General features: G+C 67.5%; 14 protein-coding genes. 8 read left to right on the forward strand and 6 right to left on the reverse strand.

The window, feature by feature from the left end; translation table 11 throughout:
- Positions 1 to 16 precede the first annotated feature (16 nt).
- Positions 17 to 1522 carry a dolichyl-phosphate-mannose--protein mannosyltransferase gene (locus tag HHX31_RS13290; protein ID WP_249345986.1) on the reverse strand — a complete coding sequence of 502 codons (1506 nt, stop codon included), beginning with the start codon at positions 1520 to 1522 and terminating at the stop codon, positions 17 to 19.
- Between the two features lie 208 nt (positions 1523 to 1730).
- Here HHX31_RS13290 and rsmI point away from each other — a divergent pair, with 208 nt between their 5' ends.
- Positions 1731 to 2561 (forward strand): 16S rRNA (cytidine(1402)-2'-O)-methyltransferase, encoded by an 831-nt coding sequence (gene rsmI, locus HHX31_RS13295; protein WP_169948564.1) that lies wholly within the window; start codon positions 1731 to 1733, stop codon positions 2559 to 2561.
- 237 nt (positions 2562 to 2798) lie between these two features.
- Here the strand turns inward: rsmI and HHX31_RS13300 are convergent, their stop codons facing one another.
- Positions 2799 to 4235 carry a hypothetical protein gene (locus HHX31_RS13300; RefSeq protein WP_311931764.1) on the reverse strand — a complete coding sequence of 479 codons (1437 nt, stop codon included), beginning with the start codon at positions 4233 to 4235 and terminating at the stop codon, positions 2799 to 2801.
- 362 nt (positions 4236 to 4597) lie between these two features.
- On the opposite strand from HHX31_RS13300, the gene HHX31_RS13305 reads away from it, so the two are divergent.
- The 7 genes from HHX31_RS13305 to HHX31_RS13335 all read left to right on the forward strand — a co-directional run bounded on the left by HHX31_RS13305 (position 4598) and on the right by HHX31_RS13335 (position 14297).
- Complete coding sequence (locus HHX31_RS13305; RefSeq protein WP_311931765.1) at positions 4598 to 5836, forward strand: glycosyltransferase family 2 protein; 1239 nt, start codon at positions 4598 to 4600, stop codon at positions 5834 to 5836.
- A gap of 83 nt (positions 5837 to 5919) precedes the next feature.
- Positions 5920 to 7506 (forward strand): methionine--tRNA ligase, encoded by a 1587-nt coding sequence (gene metG, locus HHX31_RS13310; RefSeq protein WP_169948566.1) that lies wholly within the window; start codon positions 5920 to 5922, stop codon positions 7504 to 7506.
- Between the two features lie 2 nt (positions 7507 to 7508).
- Complete coding sequence (locus tag HHX31_RS13315) at positions 7509 to 8366, forward strand: TatD family hydrolase (RefSeq protein ID WP_169948567.1); 858 nt, start codon at positions 7509 to 7511, stop codon at positions 8364 to 8366.
- 19 nt (positions 8367 to 8385) lie between these two features.
- Complete coding sequence (gene rsmA, locus HHX31_RS13320) at positions 8386 to 9249, forward strand: 16S rRNA (adenine(1518)-N(6)/adenine(1519)-N(6))-dimethyltransferase RsmA (RefSeq protein WP_169948568.1); 864 nt, start codon at positions 8386 to 8388, stop codon at positions 9247 to 9249.
- Between the two features lie 503 nt (positions 9250 to 9752).
- The gene (locus tag HHX31_RS33630; RefSeq protein ID WP_211589654.1) at positions 9753 to 11255 is read left to right on the forward strand and encodes a serine protease; all 1503 of its coding nucleotides are present in this window, start codon (positions 9753 to 9755) and stop codon (positions 11253 to 11255) included.
- Between the two features lie 255 nt (positions 11256 to 11510).
- Complete coding sequence (locus HHX31_RS13330) at positions 11511 to 12479, forward strand: 4-(cytidine 5'-diphospho)-2-C-methyl-D-erythritol kinase (RefSeq protein ID WP_169948569.1); 969 nt, start codon at positions 11511 to 11513, stop codon at positions 12477 to 12479.
- A gap of 12 nt (positions 12480 to 12491) precedes the next feature.
- Complete coding sequence (locus HHX31_RS13335; RefSeq protein WP_169948570.1) at positions 12492 to 14297, forward strand: ABC-F family ATP-binding cassette domain-containing protein; 1806 nt, start codon at positions 12492 to 12494, stop codon at positions 14295 to 14297.
- Between the two features lie 58 nt (positions 14298 to 14355).
- On the opposite strand, the gene HHX31_RS34290 is transcribed toward HHX31_RS13335, so the two are convergent.
- The 4 genes from HHX31_RS34290 to HHX31_RS13355 form a co-directional block, all read right to left on the reverse strand.
- On the reverse strand, positions 14356 to 15936 hold the full coding sequence (locus HHX31_RS34290) for a serine protease (protein WP_249345947.1): 1581 nt from the start codon (positions 15934 to 15936) through the stop codon (positions 14356 to 14358).
- A 200-nt stretch (positions 15937 to 16136) separates the two neighbouring features.
- Positions 16137 to 17711: a serine protease gene (locus HHX31_RS13345; protein ID WP_169948571.1), complete on the reverse strand. Its 1575-nt coding sequence runs from the start codon at positions 17709 to 17711 to the stop codon at positions 16137 to 16139.
- Positions 17712 to 18341: 630 nt separating this feature from the next.
- Complete coding sequence (locus HHX31_RS34295; protein WP_249345948.1) at positions 18342 to 19862, reverse strand: serine protease; 1521 nt, start codon at positions 19860 to 19862, stop codon at positions 18342 to 18344.
- Between the two features lie 581 nt (positions 19863 to 20443).
- Entirely contained in the window at positions 20444 to 21943 is a 1500-nt protein-coding gene (locus HHX31_RS13355) for a serine protease (protein ID WP_169948572.1), read from the reverse strand.
- Positions 21944 to 22063: the final 120 nt, after the last annotated feature.

Consider the following 22063-nt stretch of genomic DNA (forward strand, 5'->3'; position numbering starts at 1 on the left):
CCACGATACGGGGGGCTTAAATCCACCGGTCGAACAGCATCCTCGCGTGCCAGGAGTCGTACGGGATGACCTCGGCGGCGATGACGGGGTAGAGCCAGCCGAAGTTGACCAGGGCCAGGAGCACGAACGCGCCGACCACGGCCGAGCCGACCACGCGCCGGTTGGGCCGGGCCGGGCTCGCCCTGCCGATGATCAATCCGCAGGCCAGCACGAGTGCCAAGATCATAAACGGTACCATCGGTATCGCGTAGAACAAGAACATTGTCCGGTTGTCCGCGATGGCGAAGTAGAACCACGGCAGCCACCCTGCGGCGTAGCCGAGCAGCACCGCGCCGGCGCGCCAGTCGCGGGTCGCGACATACCAGGCGATCATGCCGATCAGCGCGATGACACCGGCGAACCAGATGACCGGTGTCCCGGCCCCGAGGACCGCCCAGGAGCAGGAGTCGGTGCCGCAGCCCTTCGGCGACTCGTAGAAGAACGCCACCGGGCGCAGCAACAGCGGCCACTGCCAGGGCTCGGACTGGTACGGATGGGTCGACTCAAGGCCGGTGTGGAAGCTCAGCACCTGCTTCTGGTAGTCGAGCCACGACCGCAGCGAGTCGAAGACGAAGTAGGCCGGGCCGTTCGAGGTGGCCTGGTCCCAGTTGCGGCCGTACCCCTTGTCGGTGACGAACCATCCCGTGAACGAGACGACGTAGGTGATGACCGGCACGACCGCCATCCACGCCGTGGCGAGCGGCAGGTCGCGGCGGATGACCGCGCCGTACGGCCGGCCGGTCCCGGCGGCCCGCCGGGCCCCCACGTCCCACAGCAGCGACATGATCGCGAAAGCGGCGATGTAGAACCCGCCGGTCCACTTGGTGGCCATGGCCAGGCCCAGGCACAGCCCGGCGGCCAGGCGCCAGGGCCGCAGGCCCGTCCGCGGCCCGCCGGCCGGCGACCCGGCCTCACGCCAGTCGGCCAGGCGGCCGCGGAACCAGTCGCGGTCGGCCACCAGGCAGGCGAACCCCGCGAGCACCCAGAACATCAGGAAGATGTCCAGCAACGCCGTACGGGACAGCACGAAGTGCAGCGCGTCGACGGACAGCAGCAGGCCGGCCACGCAGCCGAGCAGCGTCGACCGGGTCATGCGGCGGGCCGTGCGGGCGAGGATCAGGATGGACAGCGAGCCGAACAGCGCGGCGGCGAAACGCCAGCCGAAGGGGTTCGGGCCGAAGATCAGCTCGCCCAGGCCGATCATCCACTTGCCGACCGGCGGGTGCACCACGTAGGACGCGCACTCGCCGACCGTGCCGCACTGCTTGAAGATGTTGTCGTTGCCGGCGAGCAGGAGCTTGTCCGCTCCCTCCACGAACTGCCGCTCGACACCGTACTTGATGGTGGCGAAGGCGTCCTTGGCGTAATACGTCTCGTCGAACACGACCGAGTGGGGTGTGCCCAGCCGGTAGAACCGCAGGAAGCCGCCGAAGAGCGCGACCAGGATGGGGCCGAGCCAGCCCCACATGGCGCTGCCGGGCATGGGCGGCACCAGCCGGTCTCGCAGGGACATGGCGGGAGCCTCGCCCTCTGCTCCCTCTTCCGGCTGCTCGAACGCCTTGTGGGAATGGTCGGTCACGGTCACGCCGACAGATTACTGGTGAGTCCCCGTCGAGGACACGACTCGCGTGAGTATTGCGGCAACAGGCCTTTCGGCGATGAATGTTTCACACCGGTCATAGGGTGGACGGGTGCTCGTTCTCGCCGCAGCCCCTATCGGCCAGCCCAAAGACGCGTCCCCACGTCTGCGCGACCTGCTCGCCGCCGCCGACGTGATCGCGGCGGAGGACACCCGCCGGCTGCGTCGGCTCGCCGCCGATCTGGAGGTCGTCATCGGGGGCCGCGTCGTGTCCTACTACGACGCCAACGAGAGCGCGCGGGCCGCCGAGTTGCTGGAGGCGCTGCGCGACGGGCGGACCGTGGTCGTGATCACCGACGCAGGGATGCCGGGCGTCTCCGACCCCGGATACCGGCTCACCCGCCTCGCGGTGGAGGCCGGCCTGCCCGTGACGGCGCTGCCCGGCCCTTCGGCGGTGACGACCGCGCTGGCCGTGTCGGGCCTGCCGAGTGACCGGTTCTGCTTCGAGGGGTTCCCACCCCGCAAGCCGGGGGAGCGGGCCAGGCGCCTGGCGGCGCTGGCGGCCGAGGAGCGCACGATGGTGTTCTTCGAGGCGCCGCACCGGCTGCACGCGACGCTTGAGGCGATGGCGGAGGCCTTCGGCGCCCACCGGCCGGCCGCGGTCTGCAGGGAGCTGACCAAGACGTACGAGGAAGTGCGGCGCGGCGGCCTCGGCGAGCTGGCCGAATGGGCGGCCGGCGAGGTGAGGGGCGAGATCACGCTGGTGGTGGCGGGACGGACCGCGGAGGAGGCCGCGCCGCGCATCGAGGAACTGGTAGAGGAGGTGGCCAGGCGTGAGGGCCAGGGCGTGCCGCGCAAGCAGGCCATCGCCGACGTCGCCAAGGCCGCCGGAGTCCCCAAACGTGATCTCTACAACGCCGTCCACACCCCCCCACCGGCGTGATCTTGTAGTTTGTCGCACCGATGCGGGCTGACCTGGGCCGGCATCCTTCGTGATCATGCAGTGAAACGGGGCGGAGCCCTGTCTACCTGGCCGTACGCGTTCCGTGATCATGCAGAAGTCATAGGTTGTCCGGCCGCACCTCCCGCGTTGCAGGTTGCAAGATCACGAAGTGAAAAGCCGCAGGTCGCGCCGTACGTCCGAGAAAAACTGCATGATCACGGAGACTGAACGCTCAGGTCAGCGGCCACGTCTGCGACTAACTACAAGATCACGCGCGGTGAGGGTGGCGGCGAGGCAGGCGAGGGGGGCGGCGGGCAGCAGATAGCGGTAGTCGAACTCGGCGGTCGCGGCCGGGGCCAGGATCAGGCCGACCGCCCCCAGCCAGGGCAGCAGCGCCGGCCCTCCGAGGTCGCGCCACCGCCGCACCACGCCGCACAGGCCGGTCAGCAGCAGCAGCCCCAGCACGAGGCCAGGCAGCCGCACCACCCGCTGGTAACCGATCATGATGTCCGACCACGGCGAGACCGCGCGCGTCGCCGCCGGGCCGTTCTCGTACGCCTCGGCGTCCTTGTCCGTGGTGCTGTGGTACGAGCTCCACTTGGGCAGCTTGCGGGTGAACTCGTTGTCGAACTCGTACTGCAGGAACGTCTTGGCGTCGGGGAACTGGGGCCGGCCCCACTGGAAGGCGCGGAAGAAGTCCTTGGCCACCGCGGCCAGGTAGTCGCCCGGCTGCGACAGGATCGCCCGCTTCGCGAACGCGCTCGCGTTGGCGTTGATCTCCGGGGTGAACTTCATGCCGGAGCCGAAGACGTGGAGCTGGTTCTGGTCGTCCCACCACAGGTACGCCTGCGCGGACAGGCCGCGGTCCTTCGGCGGGACGTTGATGCACAGCAGCGCCAGTTCGAGCTCGCGGCGCTCGTCGATGTTCATCTTGTGGCAGTCGGCGAACAGCGACGTTCTCATGTAGAGGATGACCCCGTCGCTGTTGGTCATCGCGAACTGGCCGTTCACGGCCTTGAACCAGCCCATGTACGCGAGCACGGGGAGCGCGCACGCGGTGACCATGGCGACGATCGGCTTCCAGCCCGCCCGTTTGATCACCAGGTAGGCCACGACGAGAGCGAGGATGGGCAGGCCGATGCTCCGGGTCAGCGCGGTCAGCGCGAGCAGCAGCCCCACCACGGTGCCACCGCGCCAGGTGAGCCGCTCCCGCCATAGCACGAGCGTCACCACGCCCACCACGAGCAGGATGAACATGGAGTCCGACATGACGAGCTGTTCGAGCTGGATCTGGTAGGCGTCGAACAGCACGGGAACGGCGGCGAGCGTCGCACCCCATCCTGGGATCCCAAATCTCCTGGTCAGTAGTGCGTAGATAAGGAACGCCGTTGCCAGGCCCATGAGGTGCTGAGTCAAGACCACCAGTGAGAAACTGTGGAACGGCTTGAGCAGCAGCAGCCAGAAGCTGTACCCGTCCGGCCGGATCGGGTGCGGCCGCGGGCGCAGCGCCACCGACACGTAGTCGTAGGAGTCGTTGAACCACATGGCCGGGCCGAAGCCCAGCATCGTGATGATCCGCAGGACGAACGCGGTGCAGAACGCGGCCGCGAACACCCGGTGCCGGCGCAGTAAGGCGACCGTACGGCGCCAGCGCCCGGCGGGGGACGCGTCCACGGAGGGAGGATCGGCGATCGCGACCATCAAAGTCGCGCGGAGGGCACCGCCCGCGTGAGCCGGCTGGTGTTTCCGCGCTTCCTCCCCTCGGTTGTCGGCGCCTCGCCCCACGGGCATCTCGGGGCCATGGGTATGTGACCTGCGGTTATGGCCCGCACGCCGATGTGGTCGGCGCGCGGGCGACTGTCCGTGCCGGGCTCGTCCTCTGCGTCGCCGCTCGGCCGGCGGCGCGGGAAGCCCGCCGCTCCAGCGGTGGGTGGAGTCACGGTTACAGAATGCCAGCCGTTTCGCGGACTTGACTCGGACGCTGCTGGGAAGCGGGCATCATTGGTGTCCTGCCGTCATATGCAAGGAGTTGCGACGTGGAACTTACCGTTGTCATGCCATGCCTCAATGAGGCCGAGACCGTGGAGATCTGTGTTCGCAAGGCTCTCACCTGCATGCGCGAGAACGGGATCGACGGCGAGGTGGTCATCGCCGACAACGGCAGTACGGACGGCTCGCAACAACTGGCCCGTGACGCGGGCGCCCGGGTTGTCCACATTGACGAGAAGGGTTACGGCAACGCCCTGATCGGGGGAATCCGTGCCGCCCGCGGCAAATACGTCATCATGGGCGACGCGGACGACTCCTATGACTTCACGAACCTGATGCCCTTCGTCGAGCAGCTCCGGGACGGCGCCGAGCTGGTCATGGGCAACCGGTTCCGTGGTGGCATCGCTCCGGGGGCGATGCCGCCGCTGCACCGCTACCTGGGCAACCCGGTCCTGTCGTTCGTCGGCCGGCTGTTCTTCCCGAGCGCGATCGGCGACTTCCACTGCGGCCTGCGGGGCTTCCGCCGCGACTCGATCCTGCGGCTCGGGCTGCAGACCGGTGGCATGGAGTTCGCCTCCGAGATGGTCGTGAAGGCGACCCTGCAGGGACTCGACGTCCGTGAGGTGCCGACCACCCTGTCGCCCGACGGCCGGTCCCGCCCGCCGCACCTGCGCTCCTGGCGGGACGGCTGGCGTCACCTGCGCTTCCTGCTGCTCTACAGCCCGCGCTGGCTGTTCTTCATCCCGGGCCTCGTGCTCATGACGTTCGGTCTCGTCGTGGGGGCCGCGCTGACGTTCGGCCCTGTCTACATCGGCAAGCTCGCCTTCGACGTCGACACGCTGGTCGGCGCGTCCGCGATGGTGATCAGCGGATTCCAGGCCGTGCTGTTCGCGCTGTTCACCAAGGTGTACGCGGCCGAGGAGGGCTTCCTCCCCGAGGACCGGCGCATCCGCAGGCTGGTGGACGTCGTCACGCTGGAGAAGGGCCTGCTCGCGGGTGGCGCGCTGGCGGTGGCCGGTCTGGTCGGCCTGGTGGCCTCGCTCGCCCACTGGGGCGGCCGCGGCTTCGGCGAGCTGATCCCGGCCGAGTCGCTGCGCCTCGTCGTGCCTTCGGCGACCGCGTTCGTCATGAGCTTCCAGACGATCTTCGCGTCGCTGTTCATCAGCATCCTCGGCATCCGCCGTTCGCGGGAGAACCCGGTCGACATCGCGGCGTCCGCGGCGGAGGAGGCCGCCGAGGCCGTCAGCCGCGAACCCGAGAAGGCCGGCCGCGAGTCCGTGGCCTGACACACCGGGCCTGACACACCGGGGCCTGACACACCGGGGTTTATCCAGAGGAGTCATCTCCCCGGGGCCGATAGGATTCGCACATGGCGGCTACAGGTACGACTGCATCAGGGGAGTCGGCGTTCTACGTGACGACGCCGATCTACTACGTCAATGACGCCCCGCACCTGGGCCACGCCTACACGACCGTCGCGGGTGACGTGCTCACCCGCTGGCACCGCCAGCGCGGCGAGAAGGTGTGGTACCTCACCGGCACGGACGAGCACGGTCAGAAGATCATGCGTACGGCCGAGGCGAACGACGTGACGCCCCAGGAGTGGTGCGACCGTCTCGTGGAGGAGGCCTGGAAGCCGCTCTGGGAGCACCTGCGGATCGCCAACGACGACTTCATCCGCACCACGGAGCGGCGCCACACCGACCGGGTGCAGGAGTTCGTGCAGGACCTGTACGACAAGGGCGAGATCTACAAGGGCGAGTACGAGGGCCCCTACTGCGTCGGCTGCGAGGAGTACAAGTCTCCCGGCGACCTGCTCGAGGGTGACCTGTGCCCGATCCACAAGCGCCCGGTCGAGTGGCTGAGGGAGGAGAACTATTTCTTCAGGCTCTCCGCGTACGGCCCGCGCCTGCTCGAGCACTACGAGAAGAACCCGGACTTCATCCAGCCGGCCTCGGCGCGCAACGAGATCGTGCAGTTGGTGAAGCAGGGCCTGCAGGACCTGTCGATCTCCCGGTCGACGTTCGACTGGGGTGTTCCGGTCCCCTGGGATTCCAAGCACGTCATCTACGTGTGGATCGACGCGCTGCTCAACTACGCCACGGCCGTCGGGTACGGCTCCGACCAGGCGAAGTTCGACGACACCTGGCCGGCGAACGTGCACCTGGTCGGCAAGGACATCCTCCGGTTCCACGCGGCGATCTGGCCGGCCATGCTGATGGCGAACGACCTGCCGCTGCCGCGCAAGATCTTCGCCAACGGCTGGCTGATGGTCGGCGGCGAGAAGATGAGCAAGTCCAACCTCACCGGAATCTCGCCGCGCGACCTGACGAGCCACTTCGGCGTGGACGCCTACCGCTACTACTTCCTGCGGGCGATCCCGTTCGGCCAGGACGGCTCGTTCTCCTGGGAGGACTTCTCCGCCCGCTACACCTCCGAACTCGCCAACGACTTCGGCAACCTGGCGTCCCGGGTCGCGGCGATGATCGGCAAGTATTTCGACGGCGCGCTGCCGGAGGCGAAGGACACGAGCCCGGCCGAGCAGGCGGTCGCGGACGGCCTCGCCGCCGCGGTGGCCCAGGCGGACACCATGATCGGGGAGAACCTCGACTTCGCCGGTGGCATCGGCGCCATCTTCGACTTCGTCAAGCAGGTCAACGGCTACCTGAGCGAGCAGGCGCCGTGGAAGGTGGCGAAGGACGACTCGCCGGAGGGACAGGCGCGACTCGCGACGATCCTCTACACGGCGGCCGAGTCGCTGCGCGCGATCGCGGTGCTGCTGCACCCGGTCATGCCCGACACCAGCGAGAAGCTCTGGGCGTCCCTCGGGGCGGAGCCGCACCTCGGCACGCTCGCGGACCAGCGGATCGCCGACGTCGCCACCTGGGGCAGGCTGCCCGCCGGCGCCCGGATCGTCAAGGGCGAGATCCTCTTCCCGAGGCTGGAGACGGCCTGACCATGTCGCGAGAGCGTCCCGCGCCACCCGAGGCGCTGCCGGGCGAGGTGTTCGACAGCCACTGCCACCTGGACATCATGGTCGGCAACCGGCAGGCGTCCTCGGGTGACCCGGTCGCGCTGGCGGCCCAGGCCGCCGGCGCGAACGTCGAGTCGATCCTCGCCGAGGCGAGGACGGTCGGCGTGACGCGTCTGGTGACGGTCGGGTACGACCTGCCGTCCTCGCGGTGGAACGCCGCGGTGGCCGGTGAGCACCGGGACGTCTACGCGGCGGTGGCGATCCACCCGAACGAGGCGCACGCGTCGACGCCCGAGGTCCTCGCCGAGATCGAGGACCTGGCGCGGCTGCCGCACGTGCGGGCGGTGGGGGAGACCGGGCTCGACTACTACCGCGACTGGGCCTCGAAGGAGGACCAGCACGCGAGCTTCCGCGCGCACATCGAGATCGCCAAGCGGACCGGCAGGGCGCTGGTCATCCACGACCGTGACGCGCACGACGACGTGCTCGCCGTGCTCGCCGACGAGGGCGCCCCCGACGTGGTGGTCTTCCACAGCTTCTCCGGCGACGCCGAGATGGCCAAGCGGTGCGTGGACGCCGGTTACGTCATGTCGTTCTCCGGCCCGGTGACGTACAAGAACGCCGGATACCTGCGGGAGGCGGCGGCGGTGGCCCCGCCCGAACTGATGCTCGTCGAGACCGACGCGCCCTACCTGCCGCCGACGCCGCACCGGGGCAAGCCCAACGCGCCCTACCTGATCCCGCTGACGCTCCGCTGCCTCGCCGAGGTCAAGGGGATGGACGTCGCCGACCTCGCCGCCCGGATCTCCGCCAACGGCGAGACCGTCTTCGGCGCCTGGTAGCGCGGGAGACACTGGAGGCATGAGTCTGCTCGGGCCGGTCGAAGTGCGTGTGCTGGCGGAGAAGCTGAATCTCCGGCCGACGAAGAAGCTGGGGCAGAATTTCGTGATCGACGGCGGCACCGTCCGCCGGATCGTCCGGCTCGCCGAGGTCACGCCGCAGGACGTGGCGATCGAGGTCGGGCCGGGGCTCGGCTCGCTCACCCTCGCCCTGCTCCCGCAGGTCGCCGAGGTCGTCGCCGTGGAGATCGACCCGGTGCTGGCGGAGCAACTGCCGTTGACCGTCGCGCAGCGGGCCCCGGAGGTGGCCGGCCGGCTCAAGGTGGTGCACGCCGACGCGCTGAAGGTGGGGCCCGCCGAACTCGGGACCGAGCCCACCGCGCTTGTGGCCAACCTGCCGTACAACGTGTCCGTTCCTGTCGTGCTGCATCTGCTCGACGTGCTGCCGTCGCTGCGGCGCGGGCTGGTGATGGTGCAGTCGGAGGTCGCCGACCGGCTCGCGGCGGCGCCCGGGTCGCGCGTCTACGGGGTTCCCTCGGTGAAGGCGGCGTGGTACGCCGACGTGCGCCGGGCCGGGCCCGTCGGGCGCAACGTCTTCTGGCCCGCGCCGAACGTCGACTCAGGGCTCGTCTCGCTCGTACGGCGGGAGCCGCCCGCGACGACGGCGACCCGGCGGGAGGTCTTCGCCGTCGTCGACGCGGCCTTCGCGCAGCGCCGCAAGACGTTGCGGGCCGCGCTCGCCTCCTGGGCCGGCACCCCGGCCGCCGCGGAGAAGGCGCTGGTCGGGGCGGGAGTCGACCCTTCGGCGCGCGGGGAGCAACTGCGGATCGAGGACTTCGCCCGCATCGCCGAGCAGCGGCCCACCGCGATTTCCCCGATCTCCTGACGCGCCGCGATCCCCGGCATCTCCTGACGCGCCGCGATCTCCCCTGTTTCCTGAAGCGCCGAACGTCCGCGACGGCATCCGCCGGGTGACCCGGATTGCCGGGGGAGCGCGTACGGCACGCGCCTCACACTGCCCGGCGTGAGCGCGCGAGCGGTGTCCGGAAGGCGCGTCGCCGCGGGAGGGCCGCTCGTGCCGGATCATTTTTGACGTGATCAACTAGCGATCCCGTTCCATCAGATTAATGTGATTTGGGTCACATTGAGGCCTTGCGTGGATCAGTGACCGTGCGTGACGACCTCGCGACGACGGTGTCTGTGATCAGCGGAAACGTGACGGTGAGCAGAGCGGTACGGCCGGTGGCGACGGGCGGGATCTTGACTTCAAGATCAGACTGAAACCACTAGACGGGGTCACAACTGGCAAATCCTCGGATAGCTTCTTACTCGTCCTTTACTGACGGATGGGGCGCGAGGCGCCCGACGATCAGACCAGGGAGTAGTAAGTTGAAGCGCACCCTCACCCTCGGCGGTATCGCGGTCGGCATGCTGGCCGCCGCTGCTGTCGCCACCACCCCGGCCCAGGCGGACACCGACGTGGCCCCGCCGGTCAACCTGGCCAACACGAACTTCGCCGCCAAGCAGGTCGCCGCGTTCTGGTACGGCCAGGCCAAGGCCAACCTCGTCAACGCGACGCCGTACAACGTCGAGACGACCGTGTCGTCCAAGCACGTCTCGACCGGCGGTGCCTCCGCCGACAGCAAGGCTGGCGTCGTCGGCTCCAGCGGTGACAAGAAGGCGTCCACCGGCACGTCGAAGAACGTCAACCTGCCGAAGACGACCGGCAAGGTGTTCTTCATCGGCGCGGACAAGAAGCCGCACTGGTGCTCGGCCACTGCGGTCCAGAGCCAGTACAAGAACCTGGTCGCCACTGCGGGTCACTGCGTCTACGACACGGTGAGCAACAAGGACACCCTCGACAAGTGGGTGTTCATCCCGGGTTACTACCAGGGCAAGACCCCGTGGGGCATCTACGTGGGTAAGACCGCGTACACCCACTACGACTACGACGTCTACGAGGACGGCGACCGCGACTACGCGTTCGTCACCGTCTACAACGGCGTCCAGGTCACCGACGTGAAGACCGACAAGGTCAAGAACTGGGTGGACAACCGCAAGTTCGAGACCAAGGCCGCGGCCGAGAAGGCCAAGAAGGAGCTGGAGCTCAAGAGCACCGGCTTCTCCGGTCAGATCGTCAGCCGGATCGACTACGGGACCAAGGTGCCGCTGCGCACCAAGGACTCGAAGAAGGTCGAGGCCACTCGCGACCAGCTCGCGAAGACGCCGGCCGACGTGACGACCCTGGAGAACCAGGCCAAGACCCACGGCACGTCCACCTACGAGGACAGGACGTGGGGCACCGTCGTCAGCCGGGTCTCCAAGCGCGAGTTCGGCCACGGTGGCTGGTCGTCCGACGGCAAGACCTTCTACTTCGCCAAGGACAACGCCTGGTACAAGGCGACCTTCTGGGGCAACTTCGACGTCGACTACCGTCTCAAGGGCAAGATCGTCGACATCGCCCTGAAGGACGTCGGCACCCTCGGCGCCAACGTCGGTGGCCAGGGCCTGGCCTACAACCAGAAGATCGGCACGAACGTCTTCGTGTTCGGTTACCCGAGCGGGTCGCACCCGGACGGCAGCTACGCCTTCACCGGTAAGACCCTCAAGTGGAGCTACGGCAAGACCTTCAAGGCGGCCGCGCCGTCCATGAAGGCCGAGGAGCTCGTCGGCATCAAGTCCTCCTTCACCGGCCAGGGCTCGATCGGTTCCTCGTGGCTCTACCGCTACAGCAGCGCGAAGCGTCTCGGTTACCTCAACGGTGTGACCATCGCGGTCTCCGACACCGACGGCAACAAGCGCATCGACACCAGCGTCTCCCCGTACTTCGACGGTGAGACCCTGGCGGTCTACAAGTACGCCTCGAAGTTCGCTTCCGGCAAGATCGTCTGAGGTTCTCCCGGCCACCGGGTGAACTGAGGGAAGGGCTCGGCCTCCGGCCGGGCCCTTTCCGCATGTCCGGGCCGGATGATGTTCGGGCCCGGGATGATGTTCGGGGCCGGATGACCAGCGGAAATCCGCGAGATGTCGGTGCGGACGGGTGCCGCTAAGCTCGGGTTCCATGGTCAGGCACAGACGACGCGGCCCTGCCCGTCGCCCACAACCAGGACGCCACGAACCAGCACGCCGCGAGCGGGGGAGCGGGCGATGAGCGCGATCACGGTGCGCGTGCCGGCGAAGGTCAACCTCCAGCTCGCCGTCGGCCCGCTGCGTGAGGACGGCTACCACGACCTGGTGAACGTCTTCCACGCGGTCTCGCTGTTCGACGAGGTCACCGCCGCTGAGCCGGCGGACGGGGACGCCGCGGCCACCCCGATCGGGATCAGGGTCGAGGGAGACCACACCGGAGGCGTTCCGGTGAGCGACGACAATCTCGCCGTCCGGGCCGCCAGGGCGCTGGCCGGCCGGGCGGGCCGTTCGTACCGGGCCGATCTGGTGATCCGCAAGTCGATCCCGGTGGCGGGCGGCATGGCCGGGGGGAGCGCCGACGCCGCCGCGGCCCTGGTCGCCTGCAACGAGCTGTGGGGCCTCGGGCTGCCGGTCGAGGACCTGATGGAGATCGCCGCCGACCTTGGCAGCGACGTGCCGTTCGCGCTGCTCGGCGGCACCGCCGTGGGCACCGGACGTGGTGAGCGGCTCGCGCCGCTGGAGACCGGGGGAGTCTTCCACTGGGTCTTCGCGCTCGCCGACGGCGGCCTGTCGACCCCGCGGGTGTACGGCGAGTGCGACCGGCTGCGGGAGGAGGCGGGAGCGGCCGCGCCCTGTCCCACGGTGAGCGAGGCCCTGCTCGACGCCCTGCGCAGGGGCGACGCGAAGGCGCTTGGGCAGGCGCTGGTCAACGACCTCCAGCCCGCTGCGCTGGCGCTGCGTCCCTCGCTCGCGGACACGCTCGCCGCCGGGCGTGAGCACGGGGCACTCGGCGCGCTCGTCTCCGGGTCCGGTCCCACCTGCGCGTTCCTGGCGGAGTCCGCCGAGCACGCGCATGAGCTGGCCGGGCTGATGACGGACGTCGACGGCTGCCGTGCCGTCGTCACCGCGTACGGCCCGGTCCCCGGCGCGAGCGTCACCGGTGCCGGGGCCGCCGGTGCGGGGGCCGCCGGTGCGGGGGCCGGATAAGCTTTACGCGCGATGAATCTGGTCAATCTGGAGTCCGTCTCCCACGCCTTCGGGCCCAAGCCACTGCTCGCCGACGTCTCCCTCGGGCTGGAACAGGGCGACCGGATCGGCGTCGTGGGCCGCAACGGCGGTGGCAAGACCACGCTCGTCTCGATCATCTCGGGCACGCTGAAACCCGACAGCGGCCGCGTCACGCACACCCGCGGCCTGCGCGTCGGGGTGCTCTCCCAGCGCGACCGGTTCGACCCGGACACGCCGGTGAAGGACATCGTGCTGGCCGGGCGGGCCGAGCACGAGTGGGCCGGTGACGCCGCGATCAGGGAGATTCTCGCCAACCTGCTCGGCGACATCGACCTCGCGGCTCCCGCGGGCTCGCTGTCGGGTGGTGAGCGCCGCCGTACGGCACTGGCCCGGCTGCTGATCGAGGAGCACGACCTGCTGATCCTCGACGAGCCGACGAACCATCTCGACATCGAGGCCATCGCCTGGCTCGCCGGGCATCTCGTCCAGCGCAAGTCGGCGCTCCTGGTGGTCACGCACGACCGGTGGTTCCTCGACGCGGTCTCCACCCGCACGTGGGAGGTCGTCGACGGCGCGGTCGAGCGATACGAGGGCGGTTACGCGGCGTACGTGCTGGCCAAGGCCGAGCGGGCGCGGATCGCGCAGGCCGCGGAGGACCGCCGGCAGAACCTCATGCGCAAGGAGATCGCCTGGCTGCGGCGCGGACCACCGGCCAGGACGTCCAAGCCCAAGTTCCGGATCAACGCCGCCGAGGCGCTCATCGCCAACGAGCCGCCCGCGCGGGAGACGGTCGAGCTGCTCAACTTCGCCTCCGCGCGGCTCGGCAAGACCGTCGTCGACCTGGAGAACGTGACGCTCCACGCCGGCGGCCCGGGATCGGGTCCGCTGGTGCTCGACGGGTGCACGTACCAGTTCGGGCCGGGGGACCGGATCGGCCTGATCGGGGTCAACGGCTCGGGCAAGTCGTCGGTGCTGCGGCTGCTGTCCGGCACGGTCGAGCACGACTCTGGACGCGTCGTCCGCGGCAGGACCGTACGGCTCGCGCACCTGTCGCAGGAGCTCGTCGAACTGGACCCCACGCGGCGGGTGCTGGAGACGGTCGAGGAGATCCGCAAGTACGTCCAGGTGGGCAAGAAGGAGTGGTCGGCCTCCCAGCTGCTGGAACGTCTCGGCTTCCGGGGCGAGGCGCAGTGGAAGGTCGTCGGCGACCTGTCCGGCGGCGAGCGTCGGCGGCTGCAGTTCCTGCGGCTGATCATGGATGAGCCGAACGTGCTGCTGCTCGACGAGCCGACCAACGACCTCGACATCGAGACGCTCACCGAGCTGGAGGACCTGCTCGACGCGTGGCCGGGAACGCTCGTCCTGGTCAGCCACGACCGCTACTTCCTGGAGCGGGTGGCCGACCGCTGCGTCGCGCTCCTCGGGGACGGCACGCTGTCGATGCTGCCGGGTGGTGTGGACGAATACCTGGAGCGCCGCGCGGCGGGCCAGGCGCTGTCGGCCCGCGCGGCCGCCGGCGCCGGTGCTCCCGAGCAGGTGCGGCCGGACGATCAGCCGGAGCAGGCGGGCGGGCTGTCCGCCAAGGAGCTGCGCGAGCTGCAGAAGGAGCTCAACCGGCTGGAACGGCAGATCGACAAGTTCGGCGAGCGCGAGGCGAAGCTGCACGCCGCGATGGCGGACGCGGCGAGCGACTTCGAGCGCCTGGCCAAGCTCGACGCCGAGTTGCGCGACGTCGCCGCGCAGAAGGAGGCGACCGAGCTGGAGTGGATGACGCTCGCGGAGCGTCTCGACCAGTAGGCCGGACCAAAAGGAAAGGGCCCGGCGCGCTGCCGGGCCCTTCGCATGAGATCGACGACTACACGATCTTGCCGGACGCGGTGGCCGCCGCGGCCTGGTAGACGCCCAGGGTCTCACCGTCGAAGTACGGCGAGACGCTGGTGTCGTAGCGGTCGTTGCCGTCGGTGTCCGAGACGCCGATGGTGACGCCGTTCAGGTAGCCGAACCGCTTGCTGTTGTTGTACTTGAACAGCCAGCCGGAACCCAGGGCGCCCTCACCCGTGAAGGACGACTTGATGCCCTGCAGGGCCTCGCCCTTGATGGCCGAAGCCACCGCGGGGAAGGTCTTGCCGTAGCTGTACTTGAGGGTCTTGCCGGTGAAGGCGTAGTTGCCGTCCGGGTGCGACCCGCTCGGGTAGCCGAACACGTAGGTCGGCTGGCCGACCTTCTGGTTGTAGGCGAGCCCCTGGCCGGGGACGTTGTCGCCGAGGCGGCCGACGTCCTTCAGCGTGATGTCCACGATCTTGCCGGTCAGCTTGTAGTCCAGGTCGTACTTGGCCCAGAAGTTGACCTTGTAGTAGCCGTTGTCGTAGACGAAGTAGACGCTCTTGCCGTCCTCGGAGACCCGGAACACGAGGTCGCCGAACTTCACCTCGTCCTTGGCCGAGTTGTACTCGGTCAGCGAGACGCGGGTGACCTTGATCCCGGTGCCGGGCGCGCTCTTGAAGTCCGTCGTCTGACCGCGGCCCTTGTTCAGGATGTCCACGGCGTCCTTGGTCGTGGGCGCCTTGTTGTCGCCGGTGAGAGCCGGCGCCTGGAGGTTCTGCCAGTGTGCCCAGCTGCAGACGTCGATCCACGTCTGCTGGTATTCCTTGCTCTTCTTGTCCCTGACGACCCTCTCGGGCTTGGAGACGAAGGGCACGATCTTGCCGGCCCAGCCGGTGGTCTTGAGCTCGACGTCCTTCTGGGCCTTCTCGGCCTCGGCCAGGGTCTTGAAGACCCGCTTGTCCACCCAGTTCCTGACGCTGTCGGTCTTCACGTCGGTGACCTGGACGCCGTTGTAGACGGCCACGAAGGCGTAGTCGTAGTCGCCGTCACCGTAGACCTCGTAGTCGAAGTGGGTGAAGGCGGTCTTGCCCACGTAGATGCCCCACGGGGTCTTGCCCTGGTAGTAACCCGGGACGAAGACCCACTTGTTCATCGTGGCCTTCTCTTTCGCCGTGCTGAAGACACAGTGCCCGGCGGTCGCCACGAGGTTCTTGTGCCCGCTCTGGATGGCCGTGGCGGAGCACCAGTGCGGCTTGTTGTCGGCGCCGACGAAGAACACCTTGCCGGAGGACCGGGGCAGGTTGACGTTCTTCGAGGTGCCGGTGGCCTTCTGGTCGCCGCTGGATCCGACGACACCGGCCTTGACGGAGGCGGGCTCCTTCGGCAGGTGGGCGACGACCTTGGAGGAGACCTTGGTCTCCACGTTGTACGGGGTGGCGTTGATCAGGTTGGCCATTTTCTGGCCGTACCAGAACGCGGCCACCTGCTTGGCGGCGAAGTTCGTGTCGGCCAGGGGCTTGGCCGGGACCTTCTCCGCCTGAGCGGGGGAGGCGACGAGGGCGGAAGCCAGCAGGCCTGCCGCCACACCGCCAAGAGCGAGGGTGCGCTTCACTTTTTCTCCCAGGTCTGGCGTGGGGCGTTACCTGCGCCCCATGCGTCAGTAAAGGATGTAAACAAAAGTTATCGGAGAAGATCAGCGGGACGTAAGGGCTGTTACTGGAGCGATGCTGGACAGTCCCCCCGGATACGGGAAAAGGGCCCGGCTGGAGGCCGGGCCCTTTCCTTGGTCCAGTCAGAACGTCAGAGGACTGCTCAGACGATCTTGCCGGAAGCGAACTTCGCGGCGTACTGGTAGACGGCCAGGGTCTCACCGTCGAAGTACGGGGAGACGCTGGTGTCGATGCGCTTGTTGCCGTCGGTGTCGGAGACCGCGATGGTCACACCGTTCAGGTAACCGAGACGCTTGGTGTTGCTGTAGCGGTACAGCCACGACGAACCGATCGAGCCCTCGCCGGTGAAGGAGGACTTCACGCCGACGAGCTCCTCGGCCTTCAGCGCCGGGGCAGCGGCCTTGAAGGTCTTGCCGTAGGCCCACTTGAGGGTCTTGCCGGTGAAGGCGTAGTTGCCGTCCGGGTGCGACCCGCTCGGGTAGCCGAACACGAAGACCGGGGAACCGATCTTCTGGTTGTAGGCCAGGCCCTGGCCACCGACGTTGCCACCGAGGGTGCCGACGTCCTTCAGCGCGATGTCGACGATCTTGCCCTTGAGGACGTAGTCGATGTCGAAGTTCACCCAGAAGGTGACCTTGTACCAGCCGCGGTCGTACGCGATGTAAACGGACTTGTAGTCCCCGGAGACGTGGATCTCGTCGTCGAACGCGTACTTGGCGCTGTTGAACTCTTCCCTGCTGACGCGGGTCACGGTGACGCCGGTGCCCCGGGACACCTTGAACTCCGTGGTGCCACCGCGCTGCTGGTTGATCTTGGCGGCGATGTCCTTGATGTCCTGCTCGCTCGGGCTGCTGAGGGACGGGTAGTTGTCCCCCCAGCCCTGGGAGTACGCCCACCAGAGGAGGTTGACGTATTCCTTCTGCGACTCGGCGTGCCGGCTGCGCACCACCGTGCGGTAGTCCACGACGGGCTTGATCTCGCCGGACCAGCCGGTGGTCTTGAGCTCGAGGTCCTTCTTGGCCTTCTCGGCCTCGGCCTTGGTCTCGAACTTGCGGTCCTTGACCCAGTTCTTGACCTTGTCGACGGAGACGTCGGTGACCTGGACGCCGTTGTAGACGGTGACGAACGCGTAGTCGCGGTCGCCGTCCTCGTAGACGTCGTAGTCGTAGTGGGTGTACGCGGTCTTGCCGACGTAGATGCCCCACGGGGTCTTGCCCTGGTAGTAACCCGGGATGAACACCCACTTGTCGAGGGTGGCCTTGTTGCTCACCGTGTCGTAGACGCAGTGACCCGCGGTCGCGACCAGGTTCTTGTACTGGCTCTGCACCGAGGTCGCGGAGCACCAGTGCGGCTTGTTGTCCGCGCCGATGAAGAACACCTTGCCGGTGGTCTTGGGCAGGTTGACGTTCTTCAGGTTGCTCGTGGCGGCCTTCTGGTCACCACTGGAGCCGACCACGCCGGCCTTGCTGTCGGCCGAAGCGCCACCGGTCGAGACGTGCTTGGCGGGCACGGTGGTCTCGACGTTGTACGGCGTGGCGTTGATCAGGTTCGCCTTGTTCTGGCCGTACCAGAACGCCGCGACCTGCTTGGCGGCGAAGTTCGTGTTGGCCAGGTTGACCGGGGGAGCAACGTCGGTGTCGGCCTGAGCCGGCGCGGCGACGGCGGCGGCGGCCAGCAGGCCCGCCGCGACCCCACCGAGGGCAAGAATGCGCTTCATGGATTTCTCCCAGGTCTGTCGTGGAACGCCGCTTGCGCCCCATGCGTCAGTGAAGGATCGGTATGAAAGCTATAGGAGAAATATGAGGTGTGGGAGTCGATTGGAGGGACTGTCAGTAAAGGGGCAATGGTGGTGAGAGGGGCAGATCCGACGGGCTTGGCGGTATTTGCGCTGATCGAGTAGGCATTTGTGCGCGACTTCTCACTCGTAGTCATGGAACGATTCAGAGCCGTCTGTGACGCGAATCACACTCGACGGATGAAACCGAGAGAGCCCGAGTCCCGTCGAATTCGGGCTCGCTGCCGCCGCGCGCCTCTGAGTACTCCGGACGAGTGCCGGGAATAGGGGCATTTGGGCAGTTCGAGGGTGGGACGACTATCCGTTTTGCCGGGGCGGGGGATCGCCGCAGCGAGAACCGGAATACCAGTGCCGGAGAGGGATTTTCGGGCGATTCCGGACGGCGGGCGGATTGGGGAATGGCGTCCATAGGGCCGACCGCGGAGTTCTGCCGCGTTCTCGCGGCGGCGCTTTCCCGCTCGGCCATCCGCCGAAAAGGGACCGGAAATGCGAAAAGGGCCCGGCTGGAGGCCGGGCCCTTTCCTTGGTCCAGTCAGAGCGTCAGAGGGGTGCTCAGACGATCTTGCCGGAAGCGAACTTCGCGGCGTACTGGTAGACGGCCAGGGTCTCACCGTCGAAGTACGGGGAGACGCTGGTGTCGATGCGCTTGTTGCCGTCGGTGTCGGAGACCGCGATGGTCACACCGTTCAGGTAACCGAGACGCTTGGTGTTGCTGTAGCGGTACAGCCACGACGAACCGATCGAGCCCTCGCCGGTGAAGGAGGACTTCACGCCGACGAGCTCCTCGGCCTTCATGGACGGCGCGGCCGCCTTGAAGGTCTTGCCGTAGGCCCACTTGAGGGTCTTGCCGGAGAAGGCGTAGTTGCCGTCCGGGTGCGACCCGCTCGGGTAACCGAAGACGAAGACCGCGGTCCCGACCTTCTGGTTGTAGGCCAGGCCCTGACCACCGACGTTGCCACCCAGGGTGCCGACGTCCTTCAGAGCGATGTCCACGATGTGGCCGGTCAGCTTGTACTTCACCGCCGCCTTCACCCAGCAGGTGGCCTTGTACCAGCCGCTGTCGTTGCTGAAGTAGGCGACCCCGTCGACGACCTTGAACTTGGTGAAGGGGTTCCCCACGGCCTTGGCGTACTCGTCCTTGGAGATGCGGGTGACGTCGAAGCCGCGCTGCCAGCCCGTCTTGTAGGACGACGACTCACCGCGGACCAGCTTCTCGATCTCGTCCAGGCTGCACGACTCCTGGCCGCACCACTGGGACCACGAGACCGCGATCTTCTTGGACTCCTGGCCGTACTTGGCGACCTGCCAGTACTTCGGCACGAAGGAGACGATCTCGCCGGACCAGCCGGTGGTCTTGAGCTCGAGGTCCTTCTTCGCCTTCTCGGCCTCGGCCTTGGTGTCGAAGACGCGGTCCTTGACCCAGTTCTTGACCTTGTCCACCGACGCGGCGGTGACCTGGACGCCGTTGTAGACGGTGACGAACGCGTAGTCGCGGTCGCCGTCCTCGTAGACGTCGTAGTCGTAGTGGGTGTACGCGGTCTTACCCACGTAGATGCCCCACGGGGTCTTGCCCTCGTAGTAACCCGGGATGAACACCCACTTGTCGAGGGTGGCCTTGTTGCCCACCGTGTCGTAGACACAGTGACCCGCGGTCGCCACGAGGTTCTTGTACTGGCTCTGCACCGAGGTCGCGGAGCACCAGTGCGGCTTGTTGTCCGCGCCGATGAAGAACACCTTGCCGGTGGTCTTGGGCAGGTTGACGTTCTTCAGGTTGCTCGTGGCGGCCTTCTGGTCACCACTGGAGCCGACCACGCCGGCCTTGCTGTCGGCCGAAGCGCCACCGGTCGAGACGTGCTTGGCGGGCACGGTGGTCTCGACGTTGTACGGCGTGGCGTTGATCAGGTTCGCCTTGGCCTGGCCGTACCAGAACGCCGCCACCTGCTGAGCGGCGAAGTTCGTGTTGGCCAGGTTGACCGGGGGGGCAACGTCGGTGTCGGCCTGAGCCGGCGCGGCGACGGCGGCGGCGGCCAGCAGGCCCGCCGCGACCCCACCGAGGGCGAGAATGCGCTTCATGGATTTCTCCCTGGTCTGTCGTGGGACGTCACTTGCGCCCCATGCGTCAGTGAAGGAACGAGGAGAAAGGTATAGGAGGAATAAGGGCGGTGTAAGTGGTTCCGCGGGCTTCGATCGCCGGTCGCCAGGCCCCGCCCCGGCACCGCCTCTGGGTGCCGCGGCCGCATTTTGGCTGATCATCTAGGGCCGGTCCCAGGCGCCGGTCACCTTGAGTGATGGAACGGTTCACGTCATATGTGACCTAAATCACAGTTTTAGATGAAACCGGGAAGGGGTCCAATGCCGTCAAAACGGGTCACTCTTCCACCGTCCGGCTCGCCTCCGCGCAAGCCGGCACGACAGGTCGATGCGTCAGGCCGGTGCGTCAGGCCGGTGCGTCCGGTCGGTGCGTCCGGTCGGTGCGTCCGGTTGATGCGTCAGGTCGAGGGCAGAGGGGCACCGCCTTCGTCGGCGCCCTCACCCGCGTTCCCCAGGCACCGCTGCCGGGATGGCGGCTCGGCGAGATTGTCCGAAGCATGCGAAAAGGGCCCGGCTGGAGGCCGGGCCCTTTCCTTGGTCCAGTCAGAACATCAGAGGGGTGCTCAGACGATCTTGCCGGAAGCGAACTTCGCGGCGTACTGGTAGACGGCCAGGGTCTCACCGTCGAAGTACGGGGAGACGCTGGTGTCGATGCGCTTGTTGCCGTCGGTGTCGGAGACCGCGATGGTCACACCGTTCAGGTAACCGAGACGCTTGGTGTTGCTGTAGCGGTACAGCCACGACGAACCGATCGAGCCCTCGCCGGTGAAGGAGGACTTCACGCCGACGAGCTCCTCGGCCTTCAGCGCCGGGGCAGCGGCCTTGAAGGTCTTGCCGTAGGCCCACTTGAGGGTCTTGCCGGTGAAGGCGTAGTTGCCGTCCGGGTGCGACCCGCTCGGGTAACCGAAGACGAAGACGGCGGAGCCGATCTTCTGGTTGTAGGCCAGGCCCTGGCCACCGACGTTGCCACCGAGGGTGCCGACGTCCTTCAGGGCGATGTCGACGATCTTGCCCTTGAGGACGTAGTCAACGTCGAACAGGACCCAGAACTGGGCCTTGTAGTAGCCGTTGTCCTTGGTGTAGTAGAACGACTTGCCGTCCGACGAGAAGCCGCCGTGGCCGTACTCCTGCTTGCTGACGCGGGTGATGGTGAAACCGGCCCGCTTGCCCAGCTTGACGTCCGTGCTGTCGCCGCGGACGAGGGCGTCGGTGTTCTCCTTCGCCCAGCCGGTCAGCCTGCAGAAGTCGTCCCAGCTGACGTAGCCCTTGGAGGACTCCTCGCCGTGCTTGGCCAGGTTCCGGTGGTCCGGAACGGCGACGATCTCGCCGGACCAGCCGGTGGTCTTGAGCTCGAGGTCCTTCTTGGCCTTCTCGGCCTCGGCCTTGGTCTCGAACTTGCGGTCCTTGACCCAGTTCTTGACCTTGTCCACGGCCACGCCGGTGACCTGGACGCCGTTGTAGACCGTCACGAACGCGTAGTCGCGGTCGCCGTCCTCGTAGACGTCGTAGTCGTAGTGGGTGTACGCGGTCTTACCCACGTAGATGCCCCACGGGGTCTTGCCCTGGTAGTAACCCGGGATGAACACCCACTTGTCGAGGGTGTCCTTGTTGCTCACCGTGTCGTAGACGCAGTGACCCGCAGTGGCGACCAGGTTCTTGTACTGGCTCTGCACCGAGGTGGCCGAGCACCAGTGCGGCTTGTTGTCGGCGCCGATGAAGAACACCTTGCCGGTGGTCTTGGGCAGGTTGACGTTCTTCAGGTTGCTCGTGGCGGCCTTCTGGTCACCACTGGAGCCGACCACGCCGGCCTTGCTGTCGGCCGAAGCGCCACCGGTCGAGACGTGCTTGGCGGGCACGGTGGTCTCGACGTTGTACGGGGTGGCGTTGATCAGGTTCGCCTTGTTCTGGCCGTACCAGAACGCCGCGACCTGCTTGGCGGCGAAGTTCGTGTTGGCCAGGTTGACCGGGGGAGCAACGTCGGTGTCGGCCTGAGCCGGCGCGGCGACGGCGGCGGCGGCCAGCAGGCCCGCCGCGACCCCGCCCAGAGCGAGAATGCGCTTCATGGATTTCTCCCAGGTCTGTCGTGGGACGCCGCTTGCGCCCCATCCGTCAGTGAAGGATCGGTATGAAAGCTATACGAGAGTTTGATGAGGCGTAAGTGGTAAGCGGCTTGTGCTCCTTTG

Source organism: Microbispora sp. H11081 (assembly GCF_012999535.1).
In the GTDB taxonomy this organism is placed as follows: Bacteria; Actinomycetota; Actinomycetes; order Streptosporangiales; family Streptosporangiaceae; genus Microbispora.

What these genes read in the sequence shown, in the direction of transcription:
- rsmA (WP_169948568.1), top strand. Translation starts at nt 8,386, where the DNA reads ATGAGTCTGCTCGGGCCGGTCGAAGTGCGTGTGCTGGCGGAGAAGCTG.
- HHX31_RS13355 (WP_169948572.1), bottom strand. Translation starts at nt 21,943, where the DNA reads ATGAAGCGCATTCTCGCTCTGGGCGGGGTCGCGGCGGGCCTGCTGGCC.
- HHX31_RS13345 (WP_169948571.1), bottom strand. Translation starts at nt 17,711, where the DNA reads ATGAAGCGCATTCTTGCCCTCGGTGGGGTCGCGGCGGGCCTGCTGGCC.
- HHX31_RS13330 (WP_169948569.1), top strand. Translation starts at nt 11,511, where the DNA reads ATGAGCGCGATCACGGTGCGCGTGCCGGCGAAGGTCAACCTCCAGCTC.
- HHX31_RS34295 (WP_249345948.1), bottom strand. Translation starts at nt 19,862, where the DNA reads ATGAAGCGCATTCTCGCCCTCGGTGGGGTCGCGGCGGGCCTGCTGGCC.
- HHX31_RS13290 (WP_249345986.1), bottom strand. Translation starts at nt 1,522, where the DNA reads ATGCCCGGCAGCGCCATGTGGGGCTGGCTCGGCCCCATCCTGGTCGCG.
- metG (WP_169948566.1), top strand. Translation starts at nt 5,920, where the DNA reads ATGGCGGCTACAGGTACGACTGCATCAGGGGAGTCGGCGTTCTACGTG.
- HHX31_RS13315 (WP_169948567.1), top strand. Translation starts at nt 7,509, where the DNA reads ATGTCGCGAGAGCGTCCCGCGCCACCCGAGGCGCTGCCGGGCGAGGTG.
- HHX31_RS13335 (WP_169948570.1), top strand. Translation starts at nt 12,492, where the DNA reads ATGAATCTGGTCAATCTGGAGTCCGTCTCCCACGCCTTCGGGCCCAAG.